At 39.9% G+C, this 26,606-nt stretch carries 23 protein-coding genes; 3 read left to right on the top strand and 20 right to left on the bottom strand.

Annotated features, from left to right (window positions below):
* Positions 1-42: 42 nt before the first annotated feature.
* The 14 genes from ACFQ38_RS17145 to ACFQ38_RS17080 form a co-directional block, all read right to left on the bottom strand.
* The gene (locus ACFQ38_RS17145; RefSeq protein WP_381482470.1) at positions 43-2,640 is read right to left on the bottom strand and encodes a VWA domain-containing protein; all 2,598 of its coding nucleotides are present in this window, start codon (positions 2,638-2,640) and stop codon (positions 43-45) included.
* Positions 2,624-4,387 (bottom strand): vWA domain-containing protein, encoded by a 1,764-nt coding sequence (locus ACFQ38_RS17140; RefSeq protein WP_381482468.1) that lies wholly within the window; start codon positions 4,385-4,387, stop codon positions 2,624-2,626. The genes ACFQ38_RS17145 and ACFQ38_RS17140 overlap by 17 nt, the downstream gene beginning before the upstream one ends.
* Positions 4,388-4,399: 12 nt before the next feature.
* Positions 4,400-5,272 carry a DUF58 domain-containing protein gene (locus tag ACFQ38_RS17135; protein WP_381482466.1) on the bottom strand — a complete coding sequence of 291 codons (873 nt, stop codon included), beginning with the start codon at positions 5,270-5,272 and terminating at the stop codon, positions 4,400-4,402.
* Positions 5,272-6,264 (bottom strand): AAA family ATPase, encoded by a 993-nt coding sequence (locus tag ACFQ38_RS17130; protein WP_381482464.1) that lies wholly within the window; start codon positions 6,262-6,264, stop codon positions 5,272-5,274. The genes ACFQ38_RS17135 and ACFQ38_RS17130 overlap by 1 nt, the downstream gene beginning before the upstream one ends.
* Positions 6,265-6,438: 174 nt before the next feature.
* A complete protein-coding gene (locus tag ACFQ38_RS17125; RefSeq protein ID WP_381482462.1) occupies positions 6,439-7,890 on the bottom strand; it encodes a hypothetical protein in 1,452 nt (483 codons plus the stop codon).
* Between the two features lie 15 nt (positions 7,891-7,905).
* Complete coding sequence (locus tag ACFQ38_RS17120) at positions 7,906-8,757, bottom strand: ABC transporter permease (RefSeq protein ID WP_381482496.1); 852 nt, start codon at positions 8,755-8,757, stop codon at positions 7,906-7,908.
* The gene (locus tag ACFQ38_RS17115; RefSeq protein ID WP_336823365.1) at positions 8,754-9,683 is read right to left on the bottom strand and encodes an ABC transporter ATP-binding protein; all 930 of its coding nucleotides are present in this window, start codon (positions 9,681-9,683) and stop codon (positions 8,754-8,756) included. The genes ACFQ38_RS17120 and ACFQ38_RS17115 overlap by 4 nt, the downstream gene beginning before the upstream one ends.
* The gene (locus ACFQ38_RS17110) at positions 9,680-12,091 is read right to left on the bottom strand and encodes a hypothetical protein (protein ID WP_381482460.1); all 2,412 of its coding nucleotides are present in this window, start codon (positions 12,089-12,091) and stop codon (positions 9,680-9,682) included. Before ACFQ38_RS17110 ends, ACFQ38_RS17115 begins: the two co-directional genes overlap by 4 nt.
* A 214-nt stretch (positions 12,092-12,305) precedes the next feature.
* Positions 12,306-13,202, bottom strand: a complete 897-nt coding sequence (locus tag ACFQ38_RS17105; protein WP_336823367.1) for a LysR family transcriptional regulator — start codon at positions 13,200-13,202, stop codon at positions 12,306-12,308.
* Positions 13,189-14,664, bottom strand: coding sequence for an MDR family MFS transporter (locus tag ACFQ38_RS17100; protein WP_336823368.1), 1,476 nt, complete (start codon positions 14,662-14,664; stop codon positions 13,189-13,191). The genes ACFQ38_RS17105 and ACFQ38_RS17100 overlap by 14 nt, the downstream gene beginning before the upstream one ends.
* A 133-nt stretch (positions 14,665-14,797) precedes the next feature.
* A complete protein-coding gene (gene cbpB, locus ACFQ38_RS17095) occupies positions 14,798-15,238 on the bottom strand; it encodes a cyclic-di-AMP-binding protein CbpB (RefSeq protein WP_336823369.1) in 441 nt (146 codons plus the stop codon).
* A 383-nt stretch (positions 15,239-15,621) separates the two neighbouring features.
* Positions 15,622-15,864 (bottom strand): hypothetical protein, encoded by a 243-nt coding sequence (locus tag ACFQ38_RS17090; protein WP_381482457.1) that lies wholly within the window; start codon positions 15,862-15,864, stop codon positions 15,622-15,624.
* Positions 15,865-15,926: 62 nt separating this feature from the next.
* Complete coding sequence (gene fadH / locus ACFQ38_RS17085) at positions 15,927-16,685, bottom strand: 2,4-dienoyl-CoA reductase (RefSeq protein WP_336823371.1); 759 nt, start codon at positions 16,683-16,685, stop codon at positions 15,927-15,929.
* 199 nt (positions 16,686-16,884) lie between these two features.
* Positions 16,885-18,594 (bottom strand): EAL domain-containing protein, encoded by a 1,710-nt coding sequence (locus ACFQ38_RS17080; RefSeq protein WP_336823372.1) that lies wholly within the window; start codon positions 18,592-18,594, stop codon positions 16,885-16,887.
* Positions 18,595-18,856: 262 nt separating this feature from the next.
* On the opposite strand from ACFQ38_RS17080, the gene ACFQ38_RS17075 reads away from it, so the two are divergent.
* Positions 18,857-19,312: a YkyB family protein gene (locus ACFQ38_RS17075; protein WP_381482454.1), complete on the top strand. Its 456-nt coding sequence runs from the start codon at positions 18,857-18,859 to the stop codon at positions 19,310-19,312.
* Positions 19,313-19,463: 151 nt separating this feature from the next.
* On the opposite strand, the gene ACFQ38_RS17070 is transcribed toward ACFQ38_RS17075, so the two are convergent.
* From ACFQ38_RS17070 to ACFQ38_RS17045, 6 genes are all read right to left on the bottom strand, one after another.
* On the bottom strand, positions 19,464-20,201 hold the full coding sequence (locus ACFQ38_RS17070) for a GTP pyrophosphokinase (protein ID WP_336823374.1): 738 nt from the start codon (positions 20,199-20,201) through the stop codon (positions 19,464-19,466).
* Between the two features lie 150 nt (positions 20,202-20,351).
* Positions 20,352-21,245 (bottom strand): NAD(P)-dependent oxidoreductase, encoded by an 894-nt coding sequence (locus ACFQ38_RS17065; protein WP_381482494.1) that lies wholly within the window; start codon positions 21,243-21,245, stop codon positions 20,352-20,354.
* Positions 21,246-21,386: 141 nt separating this feature from the next.
* Positions 21,387-22,625 carry a DUF4129 domain-containing protein gene (locus tag ACFQ38_RS17060; protein ID WP_381482452.1) on the bottom strand — a complete coding sequence of 413 codons (1,239 nt, stop codon included), beginning with the start codon at positions 22,623-22,625 and terminating at the stop codon, positions 21,387-21,389.
* Positions 22,568-23,776, bottom strand: a complete 1,209-nt coding sequence (locus ACFQ38_RS17055; RefSeq protein ID WP_381482450.1) for a DUF58 domain-containing protein — start codon at positions 23,774-23,776, stop codon at positions 22,568-22,570. The genes ACFQ38_RS17060 and ACFQ38_RS17055 overlap by 58 nt, the downstream gene beginning before the upstream one ends.
* Entirely contained in the window at positions 23,776-24,711 is a 936-nt protein-coding gene (locus tag ACFQ38_RS17050; protein ID WP_381482448.1) for an AAA family ATPase, read from the bottom strand. The genes ACFQ38_RS17055 and ACFQ38_RS17050 overlap by 1 nt, the downstream gene beginning before the upstream one ends.
* A 13-nt stretch (positions 24,712-24,724) precedes the next feature.
* Positions 24,725-24,904: an aspartyl-phosphate phosphatase Spo0E family protein gene (locus tag ACFQ38_RS17045; RefSeq protein WP_336823377.1), complete on the bottom strand. Its 180-nt coding sequence runs from the start codon at positions 24,902-24,904 to the stop codon at positions 24,725-24,727.
* 205 nt (positions 24,905-25,109) lie between these two features.
* On the opposite strand from ACFQ38_RS17045, the gene ACFQ38_RS17040 reads away from it, so the two are divergent.
* Both ACFQ38_RS17040 and ACFQ38_RS17035 read left to right on the top strand, forming a co-directional pair.
* A complete protein-coding gene (locus tag ACFQ38_RS17040) occupies positions 25,110-25,301 on the top strand; it encodes a YkvS family protein (RefSeq protein WP_336823378.1) in 192 nt (63 codons plus the stop codon).
* A 49-nt stretch (positions 25,302-25,350) separates the two neighbouring features.
* Positions 25,351-26,004, top strand: a complete 654-nt coding sequence (locus tag ACFQ38_RS17035; RefSeq protein WP_336823379.1) for a hypothetical protein — start codon at positions 25,351-25,353, stop codon at positions 26,002-26,004.
* Positions 26,005-26,606: the final 602 nt, after the last annotated feature.

The following is a 26,606-nucleotide window of genomic DNA, read 5'->3' as shown; positions in this document are numbered from 1 at the left end:
GAACTGCCGCAAGAATCGTATGGATTCGTACGGCAGTTCTTTTTATCGCTTCTTTTTGTTTTTTAACAGTTCAGATACATGATCCTCTTTTGGACGAACTACTGTCGGCTCAATCTCTTTCACAGGTCTTGCGAACAAGCCGGAAAGCATACCAAATCTACGCAACGTTATATCTACGAAAAACAGAATCATCGCCATTAACATTAACCATCTATTAATTGGCAAGTTTTCCCCACTTTTGAATGGGTGCTGCCTGAATGCATCGGCAGGATTTTCGTCCAATACAGCTCCCCCTGTCCGCTCAGCTATTTTTTCCATTAAAGCAGCATTCGGACTTGAAGGTTTATACTCATCACTATAAGGAACCGAAACACCCGCTTCGAACATTCCACCTTTTTCATCCGATACGCGGAAAAATACAAGGCCCGGATCAGCATCAATTGTCACTCTTGTTTTTCCGGGTGCCAAAGGTTCAGATTGGAAATCCACTTCATTACCTTTCTCATCTACAATCGCAATGTCCAAGAATGCCGATTTTCTTGAACTGTCGGTAACAGTGAAAACACCGCCACGTTCATGTGTAATTAGAAAAGGAACCTCTTCATAAGAAGGTAGAAGCCGTGAAACAGCAGCGTTCCAAAACTCCGGATACCCTGACCATCGAGCAAGATCTCCGGACCATTTACCAGATGAATCCGAAGTGAACGCAACTGTCCTACCAAGTCCATACATCCATTCGGCGATAACCGGGTCCTCTTTCGGACTTTCCGCTACAATTGTAGAAGTAGCTTTCGGAGTTGTTGCGATATAAGCATTCATCTGCGGTACCCCTTTATTGAAAACGTTTGTCCATTCAGGAACATTGCTGAATTCCGCATAAAATGGATCGTCTTCAATATAAGTTCTTGTAAGCATGGATGTTTCCCTCGTTAAGATCGCCGGAATTGTCGATTCATCAACGACATCATAGAAACGTCCGCCCCCTTGATCAGATAGCTCTTCAAGCAGTCCCCAGTCTGCGTCGGTACCAATTGCAACCGTAGATAGCGTAATGTTGTTTTTCTTTCCCTCTTCTATTACTTCCTCATATCCAGGCGGCATTTCCGACTGGCCATCTGTTAATAGAATGATATGTTTGCGTTGAAGTTTCAAATCAGATAGATCTTCATATGCTTTCGCTACGGAAGGAAAAATGTCAGTTCCACCAGCAGCCGGAACCGATAAAATCTGCTCAATTGCATCCTCTTTATCATGTAGCAGGCCTACAGGAATGACTTCCCATATTTCATGGTCGAATGCTGTGAAACCGAACGTATCATCATCGCGCAGCAATTCAACCGCCCGCGCTGCAGCTTCTCTCGCTAAAACAATCTTCGAACCTGACATACTTCCAGATCGGTCTAAGGCAATGACTAGCCCTAATGAAGGCAGTTGTTCTTTCCCTTTCACTTCCATTTCAACAGGTAGTAGCCTTTCGATTGGCGACTTAAAATAGCCGCCTAGCCCGAAGCTCTCATCCCCGCCAATCATCATGAAGCCAGTACCAAAATTTTTGACCGCTTGTTCAATAACACCCATTTTATGTTCACCGACGAGATGGCCTGGCACATTATCGAACAAAATAGCTCCATAAGGCAAATAACCCGATAACGATTCTGGGAGCATATCGGCGTTCACAACATCAACTTCAAGTGCTTGACGGTCTAATAGCGCCGGTATTGCAGAAGGGCTGCGCTCAGTTTGAACGACTAAGACCTTTGGTGATTCTTTCACCATCGTAACAGACAGCATCCTATTATTTTCAAGAAAACTGTCATCTGGTACAATTAACTTCGCTTCATATTTTAATAGCCCATTGCCTTCCGCTTCAACTTGGAAAGAAAAAGTGTTGCCTCCTTCATCCAATTCTACAGCACGGCTTAATATTTCCTGATCGTTTCGATAGAGGAGCAATTCACCGGTCGTCTTGCTCGATGATTCGACCTCCACCTTCAATACTTGCTTTTCACCTTCATACGCTGTTCTTGGTGTTTCAAATAAAGAAATCGAAGCATCATTGCTATTTGGTCGTTCCAACGTAACTGTGTCAATTTGAATGCGATCAGAATTGTATTTCGGCAAAAGTTCTTCAATCGATCCTTCCGTTTCAAGCCCATCGGATAGCAAAACAATTCGAGTCGCCAAATTATGTTTGGCGACCGCTAAAGCAAGGTCAATACTGTTTGCAATATTGGTTGCATCCCGTTTTTCCATCGGCTCGACAACAGGTGGAGCAATGTCTCTGTCAGTTAACTGAATATCTGTTCTAAAATCTCCTGCGAATGAATAAATGCCTACCGATTGATGCGCTTGGCGTGCTTTTAAACTTTCAGCAATCCATTCATCTGCAATTTCCCCCGCATTTTCAATCGACACAGAGCGATCGACCAAAAACAATACTTGCTCTTCATCATCTGGCAAAATCATTGTTGGCATCGTCAATGAAATTAATAGCAAGATAATTGCCAAGCTACGCAAAACATATAAAATAGTGCCGCGGCTCCGCCATTTCATATTAGATGAACGCCATGTGAAAACAAAATAGGCAGCAATTGGAAGGAGCAATAAAAGCCAAAAAGGCTGTTCAATTCGGATATCCACGACGCCTTTGCACCTCCCATTCAATTAGCAAAAGAAGAAGCACCGGCAAAACGAATAGCCAACCAAATTTATTTTTTCCTTCTTCTTTTACACCGTCTGCGTGATCACTTCCAAATTTGAAGCTGCTCCCGGAACCGATCGATTTCTCAGTGGATTCAAGCTGAACAGCGATATATTTCTCTTTACCGCCATCGATCAACTTATAAATGCCCGGTTTCATAGGTGCAATGAAATGATTGCCATTAGCAAACGACTCGACATACTCATCCTTTACAGTGAATACTTCCATATCATCAGACATGCCTGATGATAAAATCGCCTTCCGTTCATTTGGATGGAAAAGGCCGGCTATATCCGTCCCCGAACGCAATGATTCCACAGCACTCCAAAAGAATAATGGAAATGATGGATGGAGCGGCCAATCGGTCGATCCGATGTCGGTTAAAATAATAATATCTCCTCTTTTGGATCGTTGAATGAAAGGCTGTTCACCGATATATGCAATCGTCTCGTATTCTTCGAAAGATGGATAAATCGATTGTACATATACATCATCGATTGAACCGAGTGAAAATAACGGATCCGCTTCCGTTTTAATCTGCCCCGATATTTCCTCTGCTCGTTCATCATTTCTGCCAATTAATAATATCGGCCTGACGCCTTCCTGCAAAAAGGAAACGTCATTTGTGACGATAATAGCCTGATCCACTGCCGCTTTCATTTCAGCTGCTGATCCAGTTGTCACAGCCAACCCGATCGCATCAAATGCTTTTTTTATTAGCTCATGAAGATTGCTATCGACTATAGCTTCCGATGCATCATTTCCTATTAAAACAAATGCAGAATTATCTGCCGAGTAATCATCATTCACGTCAATCTCCGCGCGAAGGGCGATTGTTTCAGGCAATTGTTGAAATGAAACAAGAGTCGTATCTTTCTTTTCTATTTCGAAAGGTTTCTCAAGCAGTTTTTTTCCACTCAATTCGTCCCAAATAATTGCTGTGCCTGTAATGTCCTGCTCTGTTTGATTGTTTACTTTTAAAATAGCTTCCACACCATCATCAGAGAGTATCGCCCCAAATTTTTCGATTGAAATATTTGCTATTTCTGCTTCATTAACATGTACTGTCCAATGTATGCCTTCCTCTGTATCTACGAATGCAGACCGATCCATTTGATCTGTAAATATATGAATATCTGCGCTGCTTCCTGCAATAATTGATCTGGCAATGTCGATGGAACGATCGATCTTCTCGTTCTCATACTCAACATCCAAATGTTCAATCGCTTCTAACACTTTGCGTACGTCCCTTTCCTCACGCAAGATGATTGAAGGCTCTTTTCCGGTAGTAATTAACGAAAAGCTTTCGCCTGCTCTCTCCTCGGCGATTTCTTTCATGACCGCACGATTCGCCTCGAATAAAGACAAATCATCTTCCACAGCTGTCATCGTTGCAGAAGTGTCGACGATGAAAATCGTATGCTCATCATCACCTTGTTCTTTCGGTATGAATGGATCCATTAGGATGAATAACAATAAAAGCAAAGCCGCCATTTGCAAATAAAATAAAGCATTTTGCTGTAAATTTTTCAAATATGGGGATACTTTTGTTTCCTTCATTGATTTCTCCCAAAACAATGTGGAAGAAATCATTTCTGTTTTGTACTTTTTCCTGAAAAAATAATAAAGAAGGACGGCTAACGGAAAGATTGCCGTCCATAGATTGCTTACATGATCAAATCCCAATTGGCCGTCCCCCTATCGAACCCATCCTGCATGCCGCATTTTCTTGACAAAAGTATTCATAATTCCATCACCGACTTCTGTCCGTAGCAGTTGAATACCATATTTATTAGCCAAGGAAATCAAGGTAGTTTCATGTCTTGCTTTCCTTTGTACATACTCTTCAACCATTTTAGAGGACATAGACACCTCAACTTCTTTGCCTGTCTCAATATCTACAAAGCGCATATCCCCCTCATAAATGGGTGAATTTTCTTGTGGTGAATGAATCGTCGCCACTCGAATATCTTTACAAATCATAGGTAACTTGCGGAACAGCTTTTCCCATTCAGTCAAGTCTTCCAAGCCATCTGTAATAATAAATAAAACTGTCACAGCTTTTGGTATATGGCGCAAAGCTTGTTCAGCAAACGATTCTCCCGATGTTGGTGAATCGATCGTAGAGATAAATTTCGTAAAGGATGCTCTGTGTAGGGCCCCTTTTTTTCGGAAAAATAGCTGTTTCTTATGAGTCCAAGTGGAAAATGAAACCGTATCTCCACTTTTCAGTGCAATATGACTTAAACCAATTGCCATTTGCCTTGCAAAATCCCATTTCCCGTCCACTCCCATAGATAAGGTCGGGTCGAGAAGAATGTGAATTCTCATCTCTTGTTCATCTAAATATTGTTTAATGAACGGTTTTTCTGTTCGCGCAAACACATTCCAATCAATATGTCGCAAATCATCCCCAGGATGATACTCTCGAAAGTCGGAAAAATCCAAAGACGTTCCAGTTTTTCTTGATCGATGGGTGCCTTTATGGTGACCGAGCCGTTTGGAACGACTTACAATTGACAATGAACCTAACCTTTTCGTTAATCGATCTGGAAAAAGCTCCTTTTGCATTATACGCTTGCCCCTTGCTTCACTTCATCTAACAGTTTGTCGATGAGCTGATCAACATCAATTCCTTCCGCTTCCCCTTCATAATTCATTAACACACGATGTCTCAGTGCTGGCTTTGCAACCGACTTAATGTCAGCGATCGATACATGGAATCGTCCAGCCATTAATGCTCTCGCTTTCGCAAGTCGGATGATTGACTGCAATCCACGCGGCCCGCTGCCATACTGCACATATTGACTCCATTCATTATCACCTTCGGATTTATGGTGTGTAGCCGATACAAGATCTACAGCATAATCTACCATCTCATCCGCGATCACAACTTCCTTTGTCATTTCCTGGGCAATAATGATTTTTTCCGTATTCATTACCTTTTTAATCGGTATCGTATACGGTCCAGTCGTACGAAGCATAATTTCTTTCAACTCATCTTTTGAAGGATATGGCAATAAAATCTTGCATAAAAACCGGTCCATCTGAGCCTCTGGAAGCGGATATGTCCCTTCCATCTCAATTGGGTTTTGCGTAGCAAGGACGAAGAATGGCTTTTGCATTTTCCGTGTCTCTCCAAGTACAGTTACCGTCTTTTCACCCATCGCCTCAAGAAGCGCACTTTGCGTCTTAGGCGTCGCGCGGTTGATTTCATCCGCTAAAACCATTTGGCTGAATATCGGGCCTTCCTTAAAGGCAAATTTTTGTTGCCCGTCTTCATTCCGTTCCAAAATACTTGTTCCTGTAATATCAGCAGGCATTAAATCTGGTGTAAATTGAATTCTCGAAAAAGACAGATCCAGCACTTCTGAAATCGTGCGAATTAACATCGTTTTGCCTAATCCGGGCAATCCTTCCAACAATGCATGGCCATCTGATAGTATGGAATAAAGGGAAAACTCAATGGCTTCCTGTTGCCCTACAATAAATTTTCCGATTTCTTCTTTTACAAGTGATAGCTGTTCGCTAATTTCTTTAAATTGTTCCGGTGAATAAGCCAATATGATTCCCCCTTTGTAAGAATCTCAACTTTATGTTTTTAATCCTATATGTACACTTCATCGCAAAATCAGTAATCGTTTAAAAAACGTTAACTTAATTCAGCCTATGTCTTTTGTTGACAACTCGCTATTTATTCCTGTCATCGTACTGCTATAAGCTGAATTAAGTCAAATTTATTCAATAGAAGAAAAATAATCAGACAATATCCGTTGCAAGTCGGGTGAAAGTTCCATTTTGTCAGCACCTGTTAAATAGGCATCTTTATACTGCCCTACTACTTCTTTATACGGACGCAAAGTTCCTCTCTCGGTTAATCCTTCTCGCTCATTCTCTTCTACAAACTCGCCCTCTCCGATTTTTCCCCCGACTACTGAAGGATCATTTATTTGACCAAATCGATCCGCTGGGATGGACAGCAAGTCTCTTCCACCTGTACCTTTCCCGGCGACTGATCCCGATCCTGAACCTGAACCTTGGCCCTGACCTTGGCCCTGACCTTGACCTTGACCCTGACCTTGACCTTGACCTTGACCTTGGCCTTGGCCCTGACCTTGGCCCTGGCCTTGACCCTGGCCTTGACCTTGGCCTTGGCCTTGGCCTTGGCCTTGGCCTTGACCTTGGCCTTGGCCTTGACCTTGGTTTTGGCCTTGGCCTTGGCCTTGGTTTTGACCTTGGCCTTGACCTTGGTTTTGACCTTGGCCTTGACCTTGGTTTTGCTGACTTCCGCTTTGTGTGGCCTTATTTGAAGAGCCATTACCCGCATTCGCTAAAGAAGGAAGGGAAGGAGCTTTGCCAATTTTGTTTAAGGCACTTTGTGCTGTTCCGACTTGCTGTGAAAGTTGATCTACAATTGGACGCAACTGCTCCAACATTTCCGCTTCATCATCGGACAATTCATCGGCATCCCCATTCCCCTGTTCAGCAGCATCTTTCTTTTCCGCTAGTCTTTGCTCTTTTAATTTCATTTCTTTCTGCTTTTTCAAGACTTCTTTTAATGCTTCTTCAGAACTATCCATTTCTTCAATTTTACTAGATAGCTCTTCCAACTCTTTTTTCACTTCTGGAAGCTGTTCCTTTTTGGCTATTTCTTTAATTTCCTTCTTTAACTTCTCCATAATAGCATTTTCTTCTACAATCGTTTGTGCTTCTTGTTGGGCTTCTGAAGGAAATGCAAAAAGGATGCTTGCTGCTGCTATCAAAATGAGCGAGCCCCCTGCAATTGGCCAATTGATAAGCTTTTTTTTACGCTTCTTGAATTGACCAAATGCAGAATCGATTGTCATAGCGGCTTCTTGTATGATCAACTTTGCAAACCGGGTTTCTTGTACATCTTGATCCAACGCAGTGATTAGCAAATTATCTGGTAAATAGCTGTCCAATCTCCAAACAGCCTCGTGTACTGTTGCCCTTCTTATTATGACAACGATCACCGCAGCAATAAATGCAACGATCGCCGATAGTATCGCAATCCTTTCATAATAAGGAAATACGAACATCCTGGAGGATAGAAGGATAAGCGCGCAAAGCAGCCATGAAATGAAAAAGCCAGTTTGCAATTCATAGATCGTTTTTTCAATTCGAAGAGAAGCAACCGCTTTACGCACGTATCGTTTTAACGCATCCATTATATAACCTCCATATTATTTCAATTTCTTTGTGTTCACCCTCAACTTTTTCACAGCAATAAATAAAGAGAGCACAGTGATGAAACTATAAAAAATTAAATATCCTCCCCAAAGCGGGAAAGTTATTTTCGTCGCTTCCTGTACTCCTTCTAATATTCCGGGAGACAAAAATGACGCAAACAGTACAACAGGGTTAATAGATGCTAAGAAATACCCGATATAAGAAGGTTCGATAATCGAACCGCTCACTTGGTTCATCATCTTCATCTGCATGACGATAATGAATAGAAAACCTGTTACAGCAGTTAAAAATAACATCGTCCCATAAGTAACAATCATTGACACAATTGTCTTTCTAACTAATGTCGAGAACATAACGCCTATGCTCCCTACTGCCAACAGTGTAACAAAAAGAAATACGAACACTTTTACAAAATCGGACGGTGAAATGCCGCCGAATAAAAAGACTAAACTATAAATCGGCATTCCCGCGATGATGAGCAATAGCAAAAAAGCAACGGAAGACATCATTTTACCTGCAATAATTTGAAAGGAGGTTTGAGACGTCGTCAATAATATCGGCAAAGTTTGCTTCTCTCTTTCAGAGCTAATCGTTCCAGCCGTTAATCCAGGAGCCGTGAAAAGCACAAGTCCCAATTGGATGAAAGATAAAAATGCAAACAGTACAAAACTTTCACTTGGCCTAAAATACGAAGTTCCTCTTATGTTCACTGTTAAAAAAATATAGCCAAAAACGAAGATGCACATGGCCAACAGAAAGAATAAAATCCCATTAAATGCTTTAAATGATCGGAACCTTAGCTTCAATTCCTTAAATAGAACTGGATTATTAAAATTCATATTCAGTCGGCCCCTTTCGTAATTTCCATGAATACATCTTCTAAATTTGTGACATGCTCCATAAAAGTAAGTATCGGAACACCTTTCGTAATCGCTCTCTTTAATAGCTCAATTTGCTCTTCTTCGGTCCCTTTATACTGGAATGTTAGACCGTTTCCGTCTTCAAGCTCCTCAATAGAAGATACAAATGGCTGTTCCTCAAAAAACGCTACAGCTTCATCTAAATGACTTGCTATACGAACTGTAATTACTTTTTCTCCTTGAAGCTTTTTCTGTATTTCTGAAACAGATCCATGGGCGATTAATTTTCCATTATCAATGACACCAATTTCATCACACATCTCCGCCAATTCAGGTAAAATATGCGAGGAAATTAATATTGTCTTGCCCATTCCTTTTAATGTACGCAATATATCTCTCATTTCAATCCGTGCTCTCGGATCAAGTCCTGAAGCCGGTTCGTCCAATATGAGCACTTTCGGATCATGGATTAAGCATCTTGCAAGACATAGCCGCTGCTTCATTCCACGTGATAATAAGTCAACATAATCATAACGTTTATGGGATAAGTTCACTAATTCCAATAATTGTGGAATAAGCTTTTTCCGTTCTTCTAAAGGAATCCCGTAACTTGCCCCATAAAAATCAAGGTACTCATCCGTTTTCAATTGATCGTACACACCAAAGAAGTCTGGCATATATCCAATTAACTTTCGAATTTCCGATGGCTGTTCTCGAACGTTTATTCCATCAATTAGCACTTCTCCTGAAGTTGCTTGTAACAACGTCGAAAGAATAAGGAAAGTTGTAGACTTCCCAGCTCCGTTGGCACCAACGAAACCAAACACAGTGCCTTCATTCAATGTTAAATCTAAATGATCCAATGCAGTAAAGCTACCATACTTTTTTGTAAGCCCTTTAATCTCAATCATGGTGTCACCTCGCCATTCAACCTTACTTGTGGCGCTAATGCTTCAGTGCCATTTTGGTTTACAAAATCAAGTCGCAACTTAACTTCTCCTTCTTTAGATAAGTACTGACCTACAGAATCCAAAGTGACTCTTTTTCCCTCTTCAAGTTTTTCAAACTCTTCTGTTTGTTCGTTCCATACACTTACAGAATACATACTATTTTGTATGCCGCTTATTTCCAATGACTTCCACTTGAATTTCTTTGCCCTCATTTCTTCAGGAAGCTTCCACGTTTGGACATACACTTGCTCATCAAAATAATACATATTGTTTTGGTATCCCGAATAATAAGCTTCGTGTTTATTTACATCTGAAATCATCGTCATTTCCATCATCTCTGGATCAACTGAAAATTCACCAGAAAATTCGACGGTTGGCTTGAATGACTGAATGACCATCGTCATTGCATCCATAGAAGCTTTTGCATTGCTCAAATTAACGGGCACTAACTGTGTATCCGTGTAACCGATTATGGCCGGCAATGAGCCTTGGTTGTTAATAAATTCACCTGTATAGCTAATGATGCTATCTTTTCTCATCTTTTTTAAATCGTCCGTGTTTGCCGGCTGTTGGCCCATGTACATTGAATAAATCGACCTTTTCGGCAGCAATGTGGACGTTTTTAACGTTTCATTAATATTTTTTGATTCCCCTGGTCCTAAATCACCCACTGCAATAAGTTTGTTGCCCGACCAAATTGCAACATCTTTCAAGGAGAATGGGAAATTATTCGTTATTGTACCAGTTAGCTGCTTATTTGCAACGGTCAAATCAATACTATAATTGCCATCAACCTCAGCCGAAGATTGACCATATAAAGTGGAAACATTCCAATAACCAATATCACGAACATGCATTTTCTGCCCGGTAGCATCTCTCTCTAAAATTGCTTGCTTATGCGGCGTACCGCCCATAGCGCTGACGCCGAAAAAGCTACTGTAATAAACTGGCGATGATATCGACAATACAGTCTCCTTTGGTGCTTCAAACACGAAATCTCCCGCCTTATTCGTCAAAATTGACTCAACGAAATAGCCTGATAGCTTTCCAGATTGGTCTGCTTCCATGACAGCCGTTTGTTGAATTTGCGCTTTGCCGATACGCTCCCGAGCGCCGTATGCAAATATGAAGATGGAGAGCGACACCGCAATAGCAGGTATGATCCACCATGCATGCTCCCGTTTATCCTTACGTTTCAGAATAAAATAAAGTACAGGAATAATGAGAACAATATAAGCAATTATAATGCCAATGATTACTGGCGCAGACACTTTGAAACTTGGAAATAATTCATTTGAATTACCCATCGTCCAACGCAAAGACTCCAATGGATTGTCATAATAATTCATGCCGCCCATTTGGGAATTAGATGGTTTGGCTGCATCGAGAAGTTTCATCCATAAAGCGGAGCCACCTGTTGCTTTTGATAATGGTTCGTCTCCAATAGAAAATGCCGTTTGAATGACCAATCCCCTTCCGACCTCTTTAGAAGCAACTAATACATTCCCATCAGAAGTGAAAATTGCCTTGGCATTAGGCCGCAAAGTACCTGCATTCATGGTAATTTGCTGGTCGAATCCTTCTGTTGAAGTAAACTCGTTAAATACTTGTGGTTCAATACTCGTTTTGCCATTGAATTCTATCGGCAAAAATTCAGCAAAGACGCCCGCTTCAGCTGCAATATGATCAGAGCCTCCAAATAGGATCATGCCGCCCGACTGGACGTATTGCAACATCGCTTCTTGCTCATCTTTCGTTAAATCGGCAATCGGATATTCGTCTACAATAATAATATCACTAGTCTCCCATCCTACCGATTCATCTGGAAACTTTGAAATCTTAGTAGCATTTATCAATTGGGTGCTATTTGTAGTGGACGTACGTATGCCTTTGAACGATGTAAGGCGGTCCATGTTATCCGTAAATGCAACCATTAACTTCGTATCGTCATGATACATTGCTGCATTAATTTGCTGGGCCCCTTTATGGGCAATTTCCTTACCATTTTTCCATCCACCTTCGTACAAATAAATGGATTTATTATTTGGATTGTACATATTGAAGTCATACATTTTCGGTATTACGAAAGAAATCGTCTTCGATTCCCCTTCTCCAATATCAATCGGAAAAACTTCACCCACTCCATTTTCATAAGAATGTTGGACATCAACAATCAAGTCTCCTGAAAACGCACTGCCATTATTTTCAATAACAATCGAAACAGGCGCACCTCTACCGTATTTCACCTTGCCGTCAATTCCTGCACTAACCGTTACCTTTAGTTCAGGCGCCGCACTAACATAAGCTGCCGGAAAACTAAGGAAAACGATGAAAAATATCAGGAGTATACCCCACCTTCTCTTCCGCATGTAACAGATCCCCCCGTCAATAAATATCAATCTCGCCTCAAGCAAATATCTGATCAAATTTTATTGTGCTTTCTCAGTTCAAATTTTGAACATCCATTTTTGCTGGAGGCGAATTTAAATAAGCAGAAGTGGAGTGCTTCTGCTTATTTAAATTTCTAAAATTCTATTTCCTTTATATAGTTAGTACGTTGCATAATACGGAAGGTTCCCCCAATTACTTAATAAATGTTTCATTTCTCAGCTTTTCTGCATGTTTTTGCACAATTTCAGTAAAAGCGCTCACTTGTTTAAGAGCAAATGTTGAATCATAACCGATGAGCCACGTATCCCTCGTCAGCTCGAATTCTTCCTCACTGTTCAACAATGGAATTTTATTTACCTTCTCGTCACCTGCTAATGTAATGGATGGTAATATTGCGTAGCCAATACCGTTAATCGCAAGCTGTTTGCATGTTTCAATCTGATCTACGGTAATTTGTCTTCCCGGGTTTTGCGAAAAATGACGTTGCCACCACCGTTGTATTTCCATATAATAATTCGAATCACTTTTAAACTGTATAAATGGACGCGTCGCATTCTTCAACTCATCAATCATTGTAATTTCCTTGTCTACTAAATAGAGCCGATCCCTAAACAAATAGCTTTTTCTGCTCTTCCAATCGACTTGTCCCCGGACGATACCAACATGCGCTTCTCCTTCGTACAGCGCTTTTACAATTTCAGAGCTCCATCCAGTCATTAATGATATTTTAGCGTCTGGATACAATTGTACAAACTCTTTCAATACTTGCGGAAGCCATGTTTGTCCGACAATTGACGCGCAAGCGATTTTTAATGTTCCGTGCACTTTGTCTGCCAACGAAGCAATCATTTCCGCAGTTTCTTCTTTCTTAGCAATCGTCTCTTTTGCATATGCAATGACCAACTCACCTGCTGGCGTCGGTTCCAATCCCTTTTGAGAACGGATGAACAATAATGTACCCCATTCTTTTTCAATTGTCTGGAGCCGCTGAGACAATGCCGGTTGCGACAAAAATAGCCTTTCTGCCGCTTTGCGCATATTCCCTTCTTCATGTAAAGCTTTAATAATTTCAAGCTCAGTCGTTGTCATGCTGAATCACCTTTCCACGTGGGATTTTTAAAATGAGCAGAAAACTAATAACCGCAAACATGGCAACCGCTATATACACCCATTGCAATGAATGATCAAGCGCATATTGCAAAGAACGCATTCTTTCCAAGGAGAGCATATTTCTCGACTCTTCCGTCAAAAGTAAATTAATGTCATCGACTTGTGCCTCAATGCCTTCTTTACTGTAGGACATTAATAAAGTTGCATTGAGCACTGCACCGAAAATTGCAGCTCCTACAGTATTTCCAAAATTCCTCATAAACATATTAGCAGCCGTTGCAGCACCGCGCTGCTCCCTTCCTACAGCCCCTTGAATCGTTACGATGAAGGAAGTGCTCGTCAATCCCATTCCGATCCCGACAAAAAAGCTTGAAACGGCAGCCCAAAGTGGACCCGAATCACCTGTCATCCATACGAACATTAAAGATCCTATGACGAGTGAAATGCCCCCGGCAAACGACACTTTAAATGTTCCGTAACGGATAAGCAAATGCCCCGCAACAGAAGATGCAATCGGCCAACCGATAGACATAGCAGTCAAAGTAAAGCCTGCAATAATCGCCCGCTCTTCCATGACGCCTGTAACAAAAGTCGGCAAATAAGATGAGACGCCTATTAAAATGACCCCAGTTGTTAATGACACTAAATTGGCGTAGAGAATAACAGGATTTTTCCATATTGCAAAAGGCATCATCGGTTCTTCAGTTTTCCGTTCTACGAATATAAATGCTATAAATAAAATTGCACTAACTATGATTAACAAATAACTGATTGCCGACAACCTTCCGAAAGATTGTCCACCCTCCACTAACCAAAATAGGATTGAGGATAGGGCAAGCGTCAACAATATAGCTCCTGCATAATCAATCGATACTTTCCTTTCCATTTTAGGCTCCTGTAAAAACAAGTAGATGCCTGCCATGGCAAGTAAACCCAATGGAATATTTACCCAAAATACATATTTCCAATCCATATATTGGACGATCAATCCCCCGATAACAGGACCTGAAACTGCTGAAATCCCCCATACGCTCGATAAGTACCCTTGTATTTTTGCCCGTTCTTCAGTGGAATAAATATCTCCAACAATCGTAGTCGCAATTGGCATAACTGCACCTGCTCCCAATCCTTGCACTAGCCGATAGATAATAAGTTGTTCCATCGTTGTAGCGAATCCACATAGTAATGAACCAATTAAAAAAATCGTTAACCCAATAAAGAAAATCGGTTTTCTCCCGAAAATATCTGCCAATTTTCCATAAATAAGTACAGTTACAGTACTCATCAATAAATAAGCAGAAAAAATCCAACTATATCTTGAGAATCCCCCAAGCTCCGCTGCTATGGATGGCATGGCCGTTGAAACGATTGTTGCTTCCACAGCCCCTACAAACATAGCCAACATGACGGATACTAAAACCAATGGGCGTTTCGTCGTCATATGTCGCAACCCCTTCTATGTAAAAATAATAAAAGGGGATCCTGTTTTACGAGGAGCCCCTTCAGGTATATTGATTGCTACCTAATGAATTCGATTCGGTCGCATCAAAAATCCCGACAATCCCCTTTTGGAATTATCGACTTGTATAAATGTATTTTTTAAATTGTTTTAGCATAACTCTTCTCGTTAGTATACCCGCAAATGTCCCATCTTCTTCTGTTACACATAAGAAAGTATGATTGATTAGTAGATCTAAACCTTTCTGAAATTTGTCCGTTGTCCGGATTTGCGGCAGATCAGTCTGCATAATTTGATCAACTTTTAAATCTTCAAGACGTTCATATTCAATTCGTTCAAGTCCTAAAATGGAATCCGTTATCATGCCTATACCAAGTAACCCTTTTAAATGATTTTTTGCATCTAAAACCGGTATAGCAGAATAACCTGTTTTGGTAAGGACAAGAAGGGCGTGTTCCGCATTATTACCAATTTGCACATGTGCTACTTTCTCAGCTGGTATAATATAGTCGGCAATTGGCATGTAAAGAAAATCCCTGTCATTTACAGAAATCATAAAATCCGCTCCTTCTGTGCACTAGGCTGTCATAAAATATCTACATCTTCATCATACCATAATGGAAAGCAATGGGTGCACCGTTTTCAAAAGCTACAAATTGAAAACGGAAAAATAGTTCTTTTATATATTGTAATTTCCCCTAATTCTTCATTTCACACTTTTTTCTAACACCTAATTCTTTAGGATAAAACGCACTGTTTTACAAATAATAATAATGAAAAATACTCCGCCAATAAGGAATACCTCAATGTTAATTATACAATTAAAAATCTTAGCGTTATAACTGCAAGCATAGGCTTTCATTCCTTCTTAATACGCAAATTGTAAATGTTTTGAGAATGGGCAGTCGTCAAAAGAATACCAGAACAAAAAGAACCTCTTCATAAAGAAGAGGCCCAGTAGTAAAAGATGACAAATAAAATGAATAGAGCTGCAATGCCGATCACCCAAAGTATCGGGTTCATAGTAAATGGATGATCTTCAACGTTGTCGGGCACGTTTTGATCCCGTTCATTAAGCACAACTTTCATCCTATTATAGCTTCGCACGGAGAAAAAGCACACCGCTCCGATGACTATAATAACGATTCCAATGGGAACAGGCCAAATATCCCACATGAACATAACGAGCATCCTCCTTCCTGTTTGTCACAGGTAGGATATGCAATTTTTCTCATTCTACTCTTTTAGAAAGGATATTGGTTTAGCCATTGCCCACCATCCAATGTTACAATTTCACCGTTCATATAAGAAGCTTTGTCCGACATGATGAATGCTGATAATTCAGCAATTTCCTCAGGCTTTCCGACACGTCCTAACGGCACGGAATCGATTGTCCTTTGCACAGCCTCTTCGGATTGGAATAGCCGTTCAGCGCCGCCTGTCCTTTCAATAGGTCCAGGTGCAATCCCATTCACCCTAAAGCCGTATTTTCGACCCCATTCAACTGCCAATGTACGAGTAAGCGACATAACGCCAGCTTTTGCAGCCGCCGAATGAACAACTCCCGGACCTGCATCCCACGCATACGTTGCAAGCATATTTAAAATGGAGCCTTGTTGATTATTTTTTATCCAGTAGTTACCGACAGCACTCGAGCAATAAAAAGTACCATTTAACACAATATCAATTACAGCCTTCCACCCGTTCGGAGATAATTCTTCAGCATGCACTAAGAAATTACCAGCAGCGTTGTTGATAAGCCCATCGATCTTACCGAACTTTTCATCGGCAAACTCAACCATTCCTTGCACTTGCTCGATATTTCGCACATCCATCTGATACGTGAAACAACTTCCACCGATTTCTTCCTGAGCGGCGTGCAAACGCTTTTCATCACGCCCTGTTATAATGACATGCGCACCTTCATCTGCAAATTTCTTCGCCATATGCTTCCCCATACCGCTTGAACCGCCTGTAACGATGATCACTTTTTCGTTAAACAATATACATCCCCCCACTTCAAACTGAATGAATACTCACTCACAATCATATCCGAAACTTTCAATCTTGTAAATCCATTCAATTTTCTTTCTACATAACTGCTCAAAGCATTTGGGCAGTGTCTTAGCAATCTGCACCATCACGCAATTCATATTTACCGTAAAAAAAACCGCCCTTTATTTAGCACAGGGCAGTTATCGATTATACTAAATATTTTTTTACAACTTCTGTTGCAGGGATCGCTTTGCTAAATAAGAAGCCTTGTGCCTTATGACAATTCGCTTCCAATAGAATTTTCACCTGTAGCTCTCTCTCTACACCTTCTGCGATAACTTCCATACCAAGATTATGAGCTAAATTAATGATTGTTTTTGCAATCGCTTCGTTCTTTTGGTCCATTTCAATATCTTTAATGAAGGATCGATCAATTTTAATTATATCGATCGGATATTGTTTTAAGTAGCTTAAAGAAGAATAGCCTGTCCCAAAATCATCTACTGAAATTGTCACACCTGTCTCTTTTAAGCTTTCTAAAGTCGATAGCGTATCTCCCATATGCATCAAAGCACTTTCCGTAATTTCGACTTCAAACGACGAAGGATGAATGCCATACTTTTCAATTAAAAAATTTACTTTTTGAGCAAAAGATCCCTCCCGAAATTGCTTCGGAGAAATATTGACTGCTATTCGGACTGGACGAAAATTCTTCCCTTGCCACTCTTTCAGCTGTTTGCATACTTGGTCCATTACCCAATCTCCCATCGAATGGATAAAACCTGACTCCTCCGCCATCGGAATAAATTGAGCCGGGGAAACAAAACCGAATTTTCGGTTATTCCATCTTAGCAAGGCCTCAAAACTATCAATTTGCCCTGTCTTCAAATTCACTTGTGGCTGATAATGGATTTCAAATTCATCAAACTCAATAGCCCTTCTCAAATGCGCTTCCATTAGTGCTACATCTGAAAACGAAGAGTTCATTTCCTCCTGAAAAAATCGGTAATGGGCGCGTCCACGCTCCTTCACATATTGAACTGCTTGCTCCGATTTTTGTAGTAATTCTTCCAACCCTGTTCCATCATCTGGAAAAACAGCAATGCCGATAGAGGATGAAATAAAATACTCTTGATGCTCAAAATAAAAGGGTTTACTAAAATCACTTAAAATTTTTTGAACAAATTTCTCCGTTTGTTCAATGGAATAATTTCGAAGACAAACGATAAATTCATCGCCGCCTGTTCGATAAATACTTCCATTCTTAGGACAAACCGTCTTAATACGCTCTGCTACTTTTTTTAAAATTTCATCCGCACCATTCCGGCCTAAAGAATCATTAATCGTCTTAAACCGATCCAAATCCAAATGGACGAAAGAAATGTTTTCATCTTTGCAAAGTGGATACTTCGTGTCACCGTCAAAATGTTCTTTCAAAGCACGCCTATTCCATAGGCCTGTCAATTGATCATGAAAGGACAAAAACAGCAACCGCTCGTTGTTTTTTGATTGGACGGATGTATCACGTAAAATCAAATGGACTTCTTGCACTTCTCCCATAATTGCCACCGGAATTGTTTTCATATAGGAAGGTAAGTATTGACCTTTTTTATGAAAAAAAGAAATGCCTTCCAGCTCAATTGCCTCACCTAAAAACGCCATGCGCAAGTACATCTCGAAATCTTTATTCTTATCATCTTCAATAAAGTTAAAGATTGATCTGCCAGTCAATTCTTTCTGACGATATCCAAATGTCGTATGAACGGCATTATTTGCATATATAATTTTAAAATCCTTTTGAATTGTAAAGATTGGATCTAAATTATGTTCGATGACTGACATATATTTTTGTTCGATTTCAATTCTTTTTGCCCGCTCGGCCATTATCATTTCCGTGTTCGATTGTATGTTTTTCATGAATGCCTCCACGTATTTTACGTACTCCACTATTTATGCAAAACAGATTATTTAAATTTTCAGAAAGGTAATGATTTTGCCATCGCTATTATTTTTCAGTATACCTGTATTTTCGACAAAAATATAGTAGTTTCACCAATATTTATCCGTATATCTATCCGTCCACATTGCAAAAATGCAATTTATGTTTATGATTAACTTATAATGGAATTAGTTCCCGAGTGAATGGCCTTTTTGATTATATAATAAAGGAGGTTGCCGTATGAAAGAGGAAGAAGTTCGAAAAATTGCTATTGCCATTTACACAATCAACCGACATGCAAAAACCGCCCCTGACAATAAACATCTTTACATGTTAAAAAATATGGCGATCCAAAAATTAATTAAGACAGGCAATGCCACCAAAATTGGATTGCATTATATTGAACAGCCAAAATTCAGTCGGCAAAGCTCAACCGTTTTAGTGCAATGCAGTGACTTTCTATTTCACACATTACCTGAAAAAGAAGATTTTACATCTCTCCCCCATTTAGGTGATCAAAATCAGTCATACAGAAACCCCCAAGAACGGATGGGGTTGCAAGCCGCTAAAACAATAGTCGAAAATTTCTTAGGCATCCACCCACCTATCAAAAAATCTATTAAAACCGCTACAGTGAAACGGAAACAGCAAAAACAACCACAATCTTTCCGTTCGTCCTATTTAGATGATCGATAAGGTGTATAAACAATACGAATTTCGTCTCCTTCTCAAAAGCTTCCTCTCCTAAGTGCCTAAGGAAAAACATCGCCTCACTATTTTTTTGACAAAAAGAATCCATTTTGAAAAATATTCAAAATGGATTCTGATCATCAATCTTCTGACCGACTTAATTATTAATTTTTTCTACGCCCTTCAACATCTGTAGCAGCATTTCTCTTGGATTAAACATCAGATCTTCAATACGATCTGTTTGTTCGTTTTCCTTCAAAATATTAATCTCATTATTCAAATACTCCATTTTCCGATCAAGGTCAGCTACAGTATTTGCAGCTTCTTTTAATTGGCTTGTTAAATGTTCAGGAACTTGTTTATCGTACTTATAATAAATTTTATGCTCTAAGCTCGCCCAAAAGTCCATTGCAATCGTTCGAATTTGCATTTCTACATAAACTTTTACCGTGCGGTCTGACATGAAAACAGGAATCTTCATAACAATATGTAGACTTTGATAGCCATTAGGTTTTGGGTTTTGGATATAGTCCTTCACTTCAATTACTTCAATATCAGATTGCGCTTGGATCATTTCGCTAATTCGATAAATATCTGATGCAAAAGAACAGATAATTCGAATCCCTGCAATATCTTTAATGCTTTCTTGAATTACTTCTAACGATAACGGCAAGTTTTTTCTTTGAACTTTATTCATTAGACTTTCCGCAGATTTTACACGTGTGTTTACATGCTCAATTGGATTGTAATCATGCACAAGGCGGAACTCTTCTTTTAAAATATTTACCTTCGTACTAATTTCATCCAATGCAAATTTATACGCCATGCCAAAACGTGTTATTTTGATGCGCAATTCATCCAATGCTTCTTTATTAATCGTTTCAGGTAGTTTCATGATTGAAATGATTCCTCTCTATTCGATGCTATCAATAAAGCAATCGTCCCTTTTTAACAAAATTCATCATTGATTATAACGTAAGGCACACAATAAAACATGTAGGAAGGGAACGTCTAACTAATTTTTCACATCGAAAATAGATTTACTTTATCTCTCATAGCTTTGAAACAGCACTTGCGTTCCTTTATCTCCATAGCCGTCATTGACAAGTTCTTCGTACATTTCTTTAGCCAACCGAAGGCCTGGTAAAGGCAAACTCATTTCTTCCGCTTCTTTCAAAGCAATTTTCATATCTTTCAAAAAGTGCTTCACGAAAAAGCCTGGCTCAAAATCTCCTTTTAACATTCTTGGAGAAAGGTTGCTTAAAGACCATGATCCCGCTGCACCAGATGAAATGGATTGCAACACTTTATTCGCATCCAAACCCGCTCGTTTCGCATAAATCAATGCCTCACAAACACCGATCATATTTGTTGCAATGGCGATTTGATTGCTCATTTTCGTATGTTGGCCAGCCCCGGCTTCACCCTGGTAGACAATTTGCTTGCCGAAAACTTGTAATAGCGGGAGCATATGCTCAAAAGTCTTTTCATCTCCACCGCACATTATCGATAGCGTGCCATTTTGAGCACCAATATCTCCACCAGATACAGGAGCATCCAAAGATGACATACCTTTTTCTGCGGCATCTTTTGCAATCCTTTTCGCTAATGACGGGCTTGAGGTAGTCAAATCAATGACGATTTGGCCTTCTTTGCAACTTTGAAAAATCCCTTCATCTCCATAATAGACCTCTTCCACATCAGATGGATAACCAACCATTGTCATTACGACATCCGCTGATTTAGCCACTTGTGCAGGTGTGTCCGCCCAATTGGCGCCAGCTTCTATTAGTGGCATTGCTTTGTGCTTCGAACGAGTATATACCGTCACTTTATGGCCAGCAGCGAGCAAATGCTTAACAATACTTCCTCCCATAACACCAGTTCCTATAAAACCAATTGATAACTTGTCCATGTCAACCCCACCTTTTTTATTTATCGTATCAAAAGATTCATACGATTGACAATCCGTCTTTCGACAATAAAAAAGGAGGACAGATCCGATAATGGGTCTGTCCTCAAAAGGGGGAAATGAGAATGTTGCTGTGTTCAATCTTAATATCCCCCCTTTTCATGCTTCTTAAACATCTTTTTTAAAAAATATTTCTTTTATTTTATCAAGCGCTTTCAAAAATTGTTCCGCCTCTTCATTTGAAATAGGATAAGAACCGTATCTTACTTGGTCATATAAATTAAATACGATTTCTTGTTCTCCCCACCCCATCCGTTTAAACCATTCCCTCACAGTTTCTCCTACCATACGAGGTGAATTTACGGATTGGGCATTTTCTTCAAATGATTTAAACGCTTTTCTAACTTTATCGTTCGCTTCTGAATAATCATAGCGCAATGACTTTACAGATTTCTTCTCATTGCGTCTACCCTTAAAAATGAAAGTGTGTTTCATCTGCTCCCCAGCAAGTAAACGCTTTTTACTCTTTTTAAACAGGATGACGATAACCACAATCAAAACGATAAACACGACAACTGATGACACTACTTCAAAAAGGATTCGATCACTGTTGCCGAAAACGGTATACTTATCTTGCATTTCGAAATCAATATATTCGCTTTCGCCTTCCTCTTCTTCGATGCTCCTATTCGAACCTGTTATGAAATTATAGATCGGATTCAATATTTTACCGTACATTGAAAAGAAAAAATTCAATAAGTAACTAAATACTTTAATGACCCCTGACCTGATTGGTTGCAAAATAAATAAAACCGCAATAAATACAATTGTCCCCACACCTAAAATAGAACCAAATACTTTACCAGTTTCTATGAATTTTAAAGTTCCAAACCGCCTGCCATTCACCCATATTGTTATCATTCGGATAAAATAAAACAAAATTGAAGAAACAAAATAAATAATGATTTGTTGTTGCATCAATGGTTCAGGAATATTATGGACGAAAATGATTCGAGTTAATAAATACAGCACAATGAACACGATTGAATTGACAAAAAAGAACGGCCAGCCTTTAATGCGAGATCCATTAAAATTGTATTGCATTCTCCATAAAGTGTAGATAAAGAAAAACAAGATATTTACAAACGGTACGCCAAAGAAATAAAGTGGTGCTGTCATCATGAAAGATAGTCCTATTCCATAGCCAATTGAATAATCGCGAGATTTGAACACATAAAAAGCTGCAATACCACCAAGAATCGCAATTGTCATCCATATATATGGCATGTACGACCCAGTTTCCCCCAAGAAGAAGATGAATATATAGGAGACTAGAAACAGTTCAACAATTAGGCGCTCGGATAAAATGAATCGATTTTGGTCAATTGCGGCTGTGTCATGTCCCATTTCTGCTCCTCCCCTTCATATGCGTGATCTAAAATGACTTTATATTGCTTCGACCACTTATAGCAAAGGCTGTTCAAACGATTCGTTTCATGGCTAACTAACACAATCGTCGGAGACAGTTGGCCTTTTGCAGCCATGCTTTGCATTACATCTTCAAAAGGCATTTTCGCATGTTTATCCGAAATTTGCGCGAGCGTTTCCATCACCTTCAGAAAATGAATCTTCCCTTGGTTAGCCGGAATAAAGATATATGGCGTCGCTCCAAATGTTCGAATATTGATCGCTACGGAATATGGAATTTGATGGCTCGTACAAAAATGTGCATAAGAAGTTAGCCTCTCAACCTTTCGTTCAAAGTCCTCGCTCTTCCGATCTTTTTCAATAACATTCAACATAAGTACAACATTTTGGGAGCTTACCGGAAGGAATTCCTTCGTCTGAAGCTTTTGCATTCGAGCGCTCGCTTTCCAATGAATTTGATCGAACCGATCAGTCGGAACATAGTCACGCGTTCCAACAGGCTGGAAAGTATCACGGTAAAGCGATTGCCTTTGTTCAACCTCGCCTGGCTTAAACGGAGAGGATTTCAATGATCCATCAAGCGGCGTGATTTTTGGATACACTAAACTTTGATAATATATCGGCTCGTCTAATTCCATCATGACAAAGCCATCCCCAAAAAGATGCGGAATCTCTATGACAACCCTCGTAATACGAGAAACTCCCCTTCTCTTCCCTTCAAGCGGTATTTTAATCTCAATTTTTTTATTGCTGCCAACAGCAACAGGCACCGTCAAATCATAAATACCGCTATAGTTTTTTAATGGTACCTCTTTCGGCAAAACTGCATCTTCAATTGACATCGTCAAAACTGCATTCCAAATCGGTACGACACCATTTTCGATTTCCAAAATCAACTCTTCCTCATCACCGATCAAAATACGGTTTTGTTTTGATTTGACCTTTAAAGTAAAATGTTGGCCTACTTTCGAGAAATAACGATTTTGATAAGCCAATGTCGCAAATACGGCTGCAAAACAAGCTGTTAGTAATAATTGTGACAGGAGGAATGAAAATATAGCAAAAACGAACGTAATAACCATGCCTTGCTGGATCGCTGAAAATCCTGTTTCATAACGAGTCCATTTCATTAAACTGTCGCCTCTAACGGTGCAGCGATCGACTGGACGATTTCCTGTAAAACCTCTTCCATCCCTTTCGTCAAAACACCTTCTGTGGAAAGCTCCATACGATGAAGTGCTGCAGGTCCTAAAATCTTCTTCACATCATCTGGTGTTGCAAAACTCCTGCCGTCTATGAAAGCTCTTGTCTTTGTAGCTTGCAATATAGCTAGCGCAGCCCGTGAACTGAGCCCTAACTCTACTAGCGGATGCTCCCTCGTAGCCCTAACAATTTTTAAAATATACCTTTCAATATCTTCATGTACAACTACATCACTTGCTTCTTTTGCCCATCTTCCTACAACGTCTGCATCAATAACCGTTTTCGTTAAGATCGCACCAGGACGTGTTCCATATTGTTTCAAAATAAGATGCTCTTCCTCAAAAGTAGGGTAATCGATTTTTATTTTAAACAAAAATCGGTCTAGCTGCGCCGCCGGCAAAGGAAAGGTTCCTTGCTGAGATTCAATTGGGTTTTGCGTAGCAATGACCATGAATGGCGTCGGTAATTTGATCGTTTCGCCGTCTACTGTCACTTGCCTTTCTTCCATCGACTCAAGCAGGCTAGATTGTGTTCTCGGCGTCGCTCTATTAATTTCATCAGCTAATAAAATATTTGTTGAAACAGGGCCTGCTTTCAATACGAACTCCTGCGTTTGTGGATTGTAAAACCGGATGCCCGTTACATCTGATGGCAATACGTCAGGCGTGAATTGCACCCGTTTAAAATCACCTTTAAAAGCATTGGCAAAGCTTTTTGCCATCATTGTTTTACCTGATCCAGGCACACTTTCCAATAACACATGGCCTTGCTGCAACAACGCAATTAACATGAGATCAAATTCCTGTTCGCGGCCAACGACTGCCGTATTCAGCTCTTCCCTAAACTCCTTGATCGACACCAATTCCATCACCCTTTCAATTTTGCCCTTTCCGTGATCGCTTGAACTCCCCTTCAAGTTTCATATACTCATTTAACAAACGATCAAGCGCTTTGCTGCTCTCGATGGTTGCTTCAGAAGAAAGACCTTCACTTTTTGCCAATCGAATCAATTCATTGCGCGCTGCTTCGATTTTCTTTATAATTTTTAGATTCAAGCGCATTCCCCCCAGGGCAACAATCTTAAAGTCTTATTATACTATGAAATCTGAATAGAATGGCACTTACTTTTCGACTTAATTCGACAATTCGTTTTTTTCGGCAACCAACGATTTACTCCGTAATTTACAAGTAAATTTCTTTACCTTTACTATGTTTTAAGGCAAACTATAAAAGATAATCTCTTAAGGAGTTGATTTCGCTATGAAAATTGCGGAAGTCGGAAATATTATAGAATTTAAGGATGGACTGCAAGGAATCGTTGAAAAAGTCAACGAAAACTCCGTCATCGTTGATCTTACTTTCATGGAAAACTTCGATGAGCTGGAATTAGAAGAAAAAACAGTCGTCAACCATAAACGATATACGATTATTCATGGAAATGACGAGAACTGAAACATTCCACTTCATTGTACGTCCAATAAAGTGACAGGAGGGATTTTTTATGAAGATCAATTGGAAGCTTCTACTTACTGGTTTCTCAGCTGCGATGATCCTTACCGCCTGTGGAACTGATTCAGGCAATGACAATGAAAAATCGAACGGTTCAAGCGGCGTTGTGGATGAAACAGAGACGAATGTAGACGAAACAAATGATACTGATTTATCGTTGGAAGATGAAAATGAGGATGAGGGACAAGAGCAAGAAAACGTGCAGTCCGACATGGACAAAGCAGCACTACAAGATAGCGATGCTCAAGATTATGCCTTATACGTGCTTCCTGAATATACTTTAACGAGTGAAGAGCCAGGACGTGACAGTCTGTATTTCGGTGATGATGGCGAATATTTTATGAGAATTGAAACGCAGTTATCTGCTGACGGCGACTATGAATATTTACTTGAAAATATGCAAGAAACGTTGAAAGCATCCGCTGATACGGAAGAATTGACAGAAGTAACGGATGAAGAAAAACTGCCTTCCGCCGAAGGAATTGAACGAGTAAAAGCATTTACAGTACAGTCAGAAGATAGCCCAATAACTGGAATTGTTTTTGAACAAGGAGACTTACTCATTCGATTGACAATTTTTGATTCACCTGAAGCAGAGCATTACAACGACTTCATTCAAATGGGTGAAACAATTCAAAAGAAATAATGAAAAGGAGCTGTCCAGAAAGTCAGTGAAAATTGACTTTCTACGACAGTTCCTTTTTTGACCATATTGTGGTTGGGTTTCCGTTTTAGGCAGACGCTTTCTGCGTGTGAACCAATCGAACAACGAAGAGTTCAATTTGCCGTATTTCTGCAATTATTTTTGGAAATGAAGACTTTTTTCACTCGCAAAGTATGTTCTTCGTTCTATGTTCTGGAAAGTATGTGCTCCTAACACCTCGCTTTTATTTGCAAGCCATTTGGAGTGACACGCTTCGCAGGACATTAAATCAGCATCACCGAATCATCCGCTCGAAGGAAGTGCGCGCATTTCCGAGAAGTCGCCACCTTCCACTCCAAGCAATTATTATTTTTCCACAACAACAGGAAGGAAACATACAAAATATCGTTGATTCTAGAGACCAAACCACCATTTTTAGAAAGGCCGATTTTTAAATCCAAAGATCACAAATGAAAATTATTGCATAGAGCTTTCATGATAGAGAAAATGGTAGTTAACGCTCTCAGAACAATTATCCCCGACATTTCAGCCCTACTGAGTAAATCTTAATTCCTATCTATCAATCATAAAAAGACTGTAGATAG

The organism is Sporosarcina contaminans (assembly GCF_042679045.1).
GTDB classification, from domain to species: Bacteria; Bacillota; Bacilli; order Bacillales_A; family Planococcaceae; genus Sporosarcina; species Sporosarcina contaminans.
This window is presented reverse-complemented; position numbering and strand designations above follow the sequence as displayed.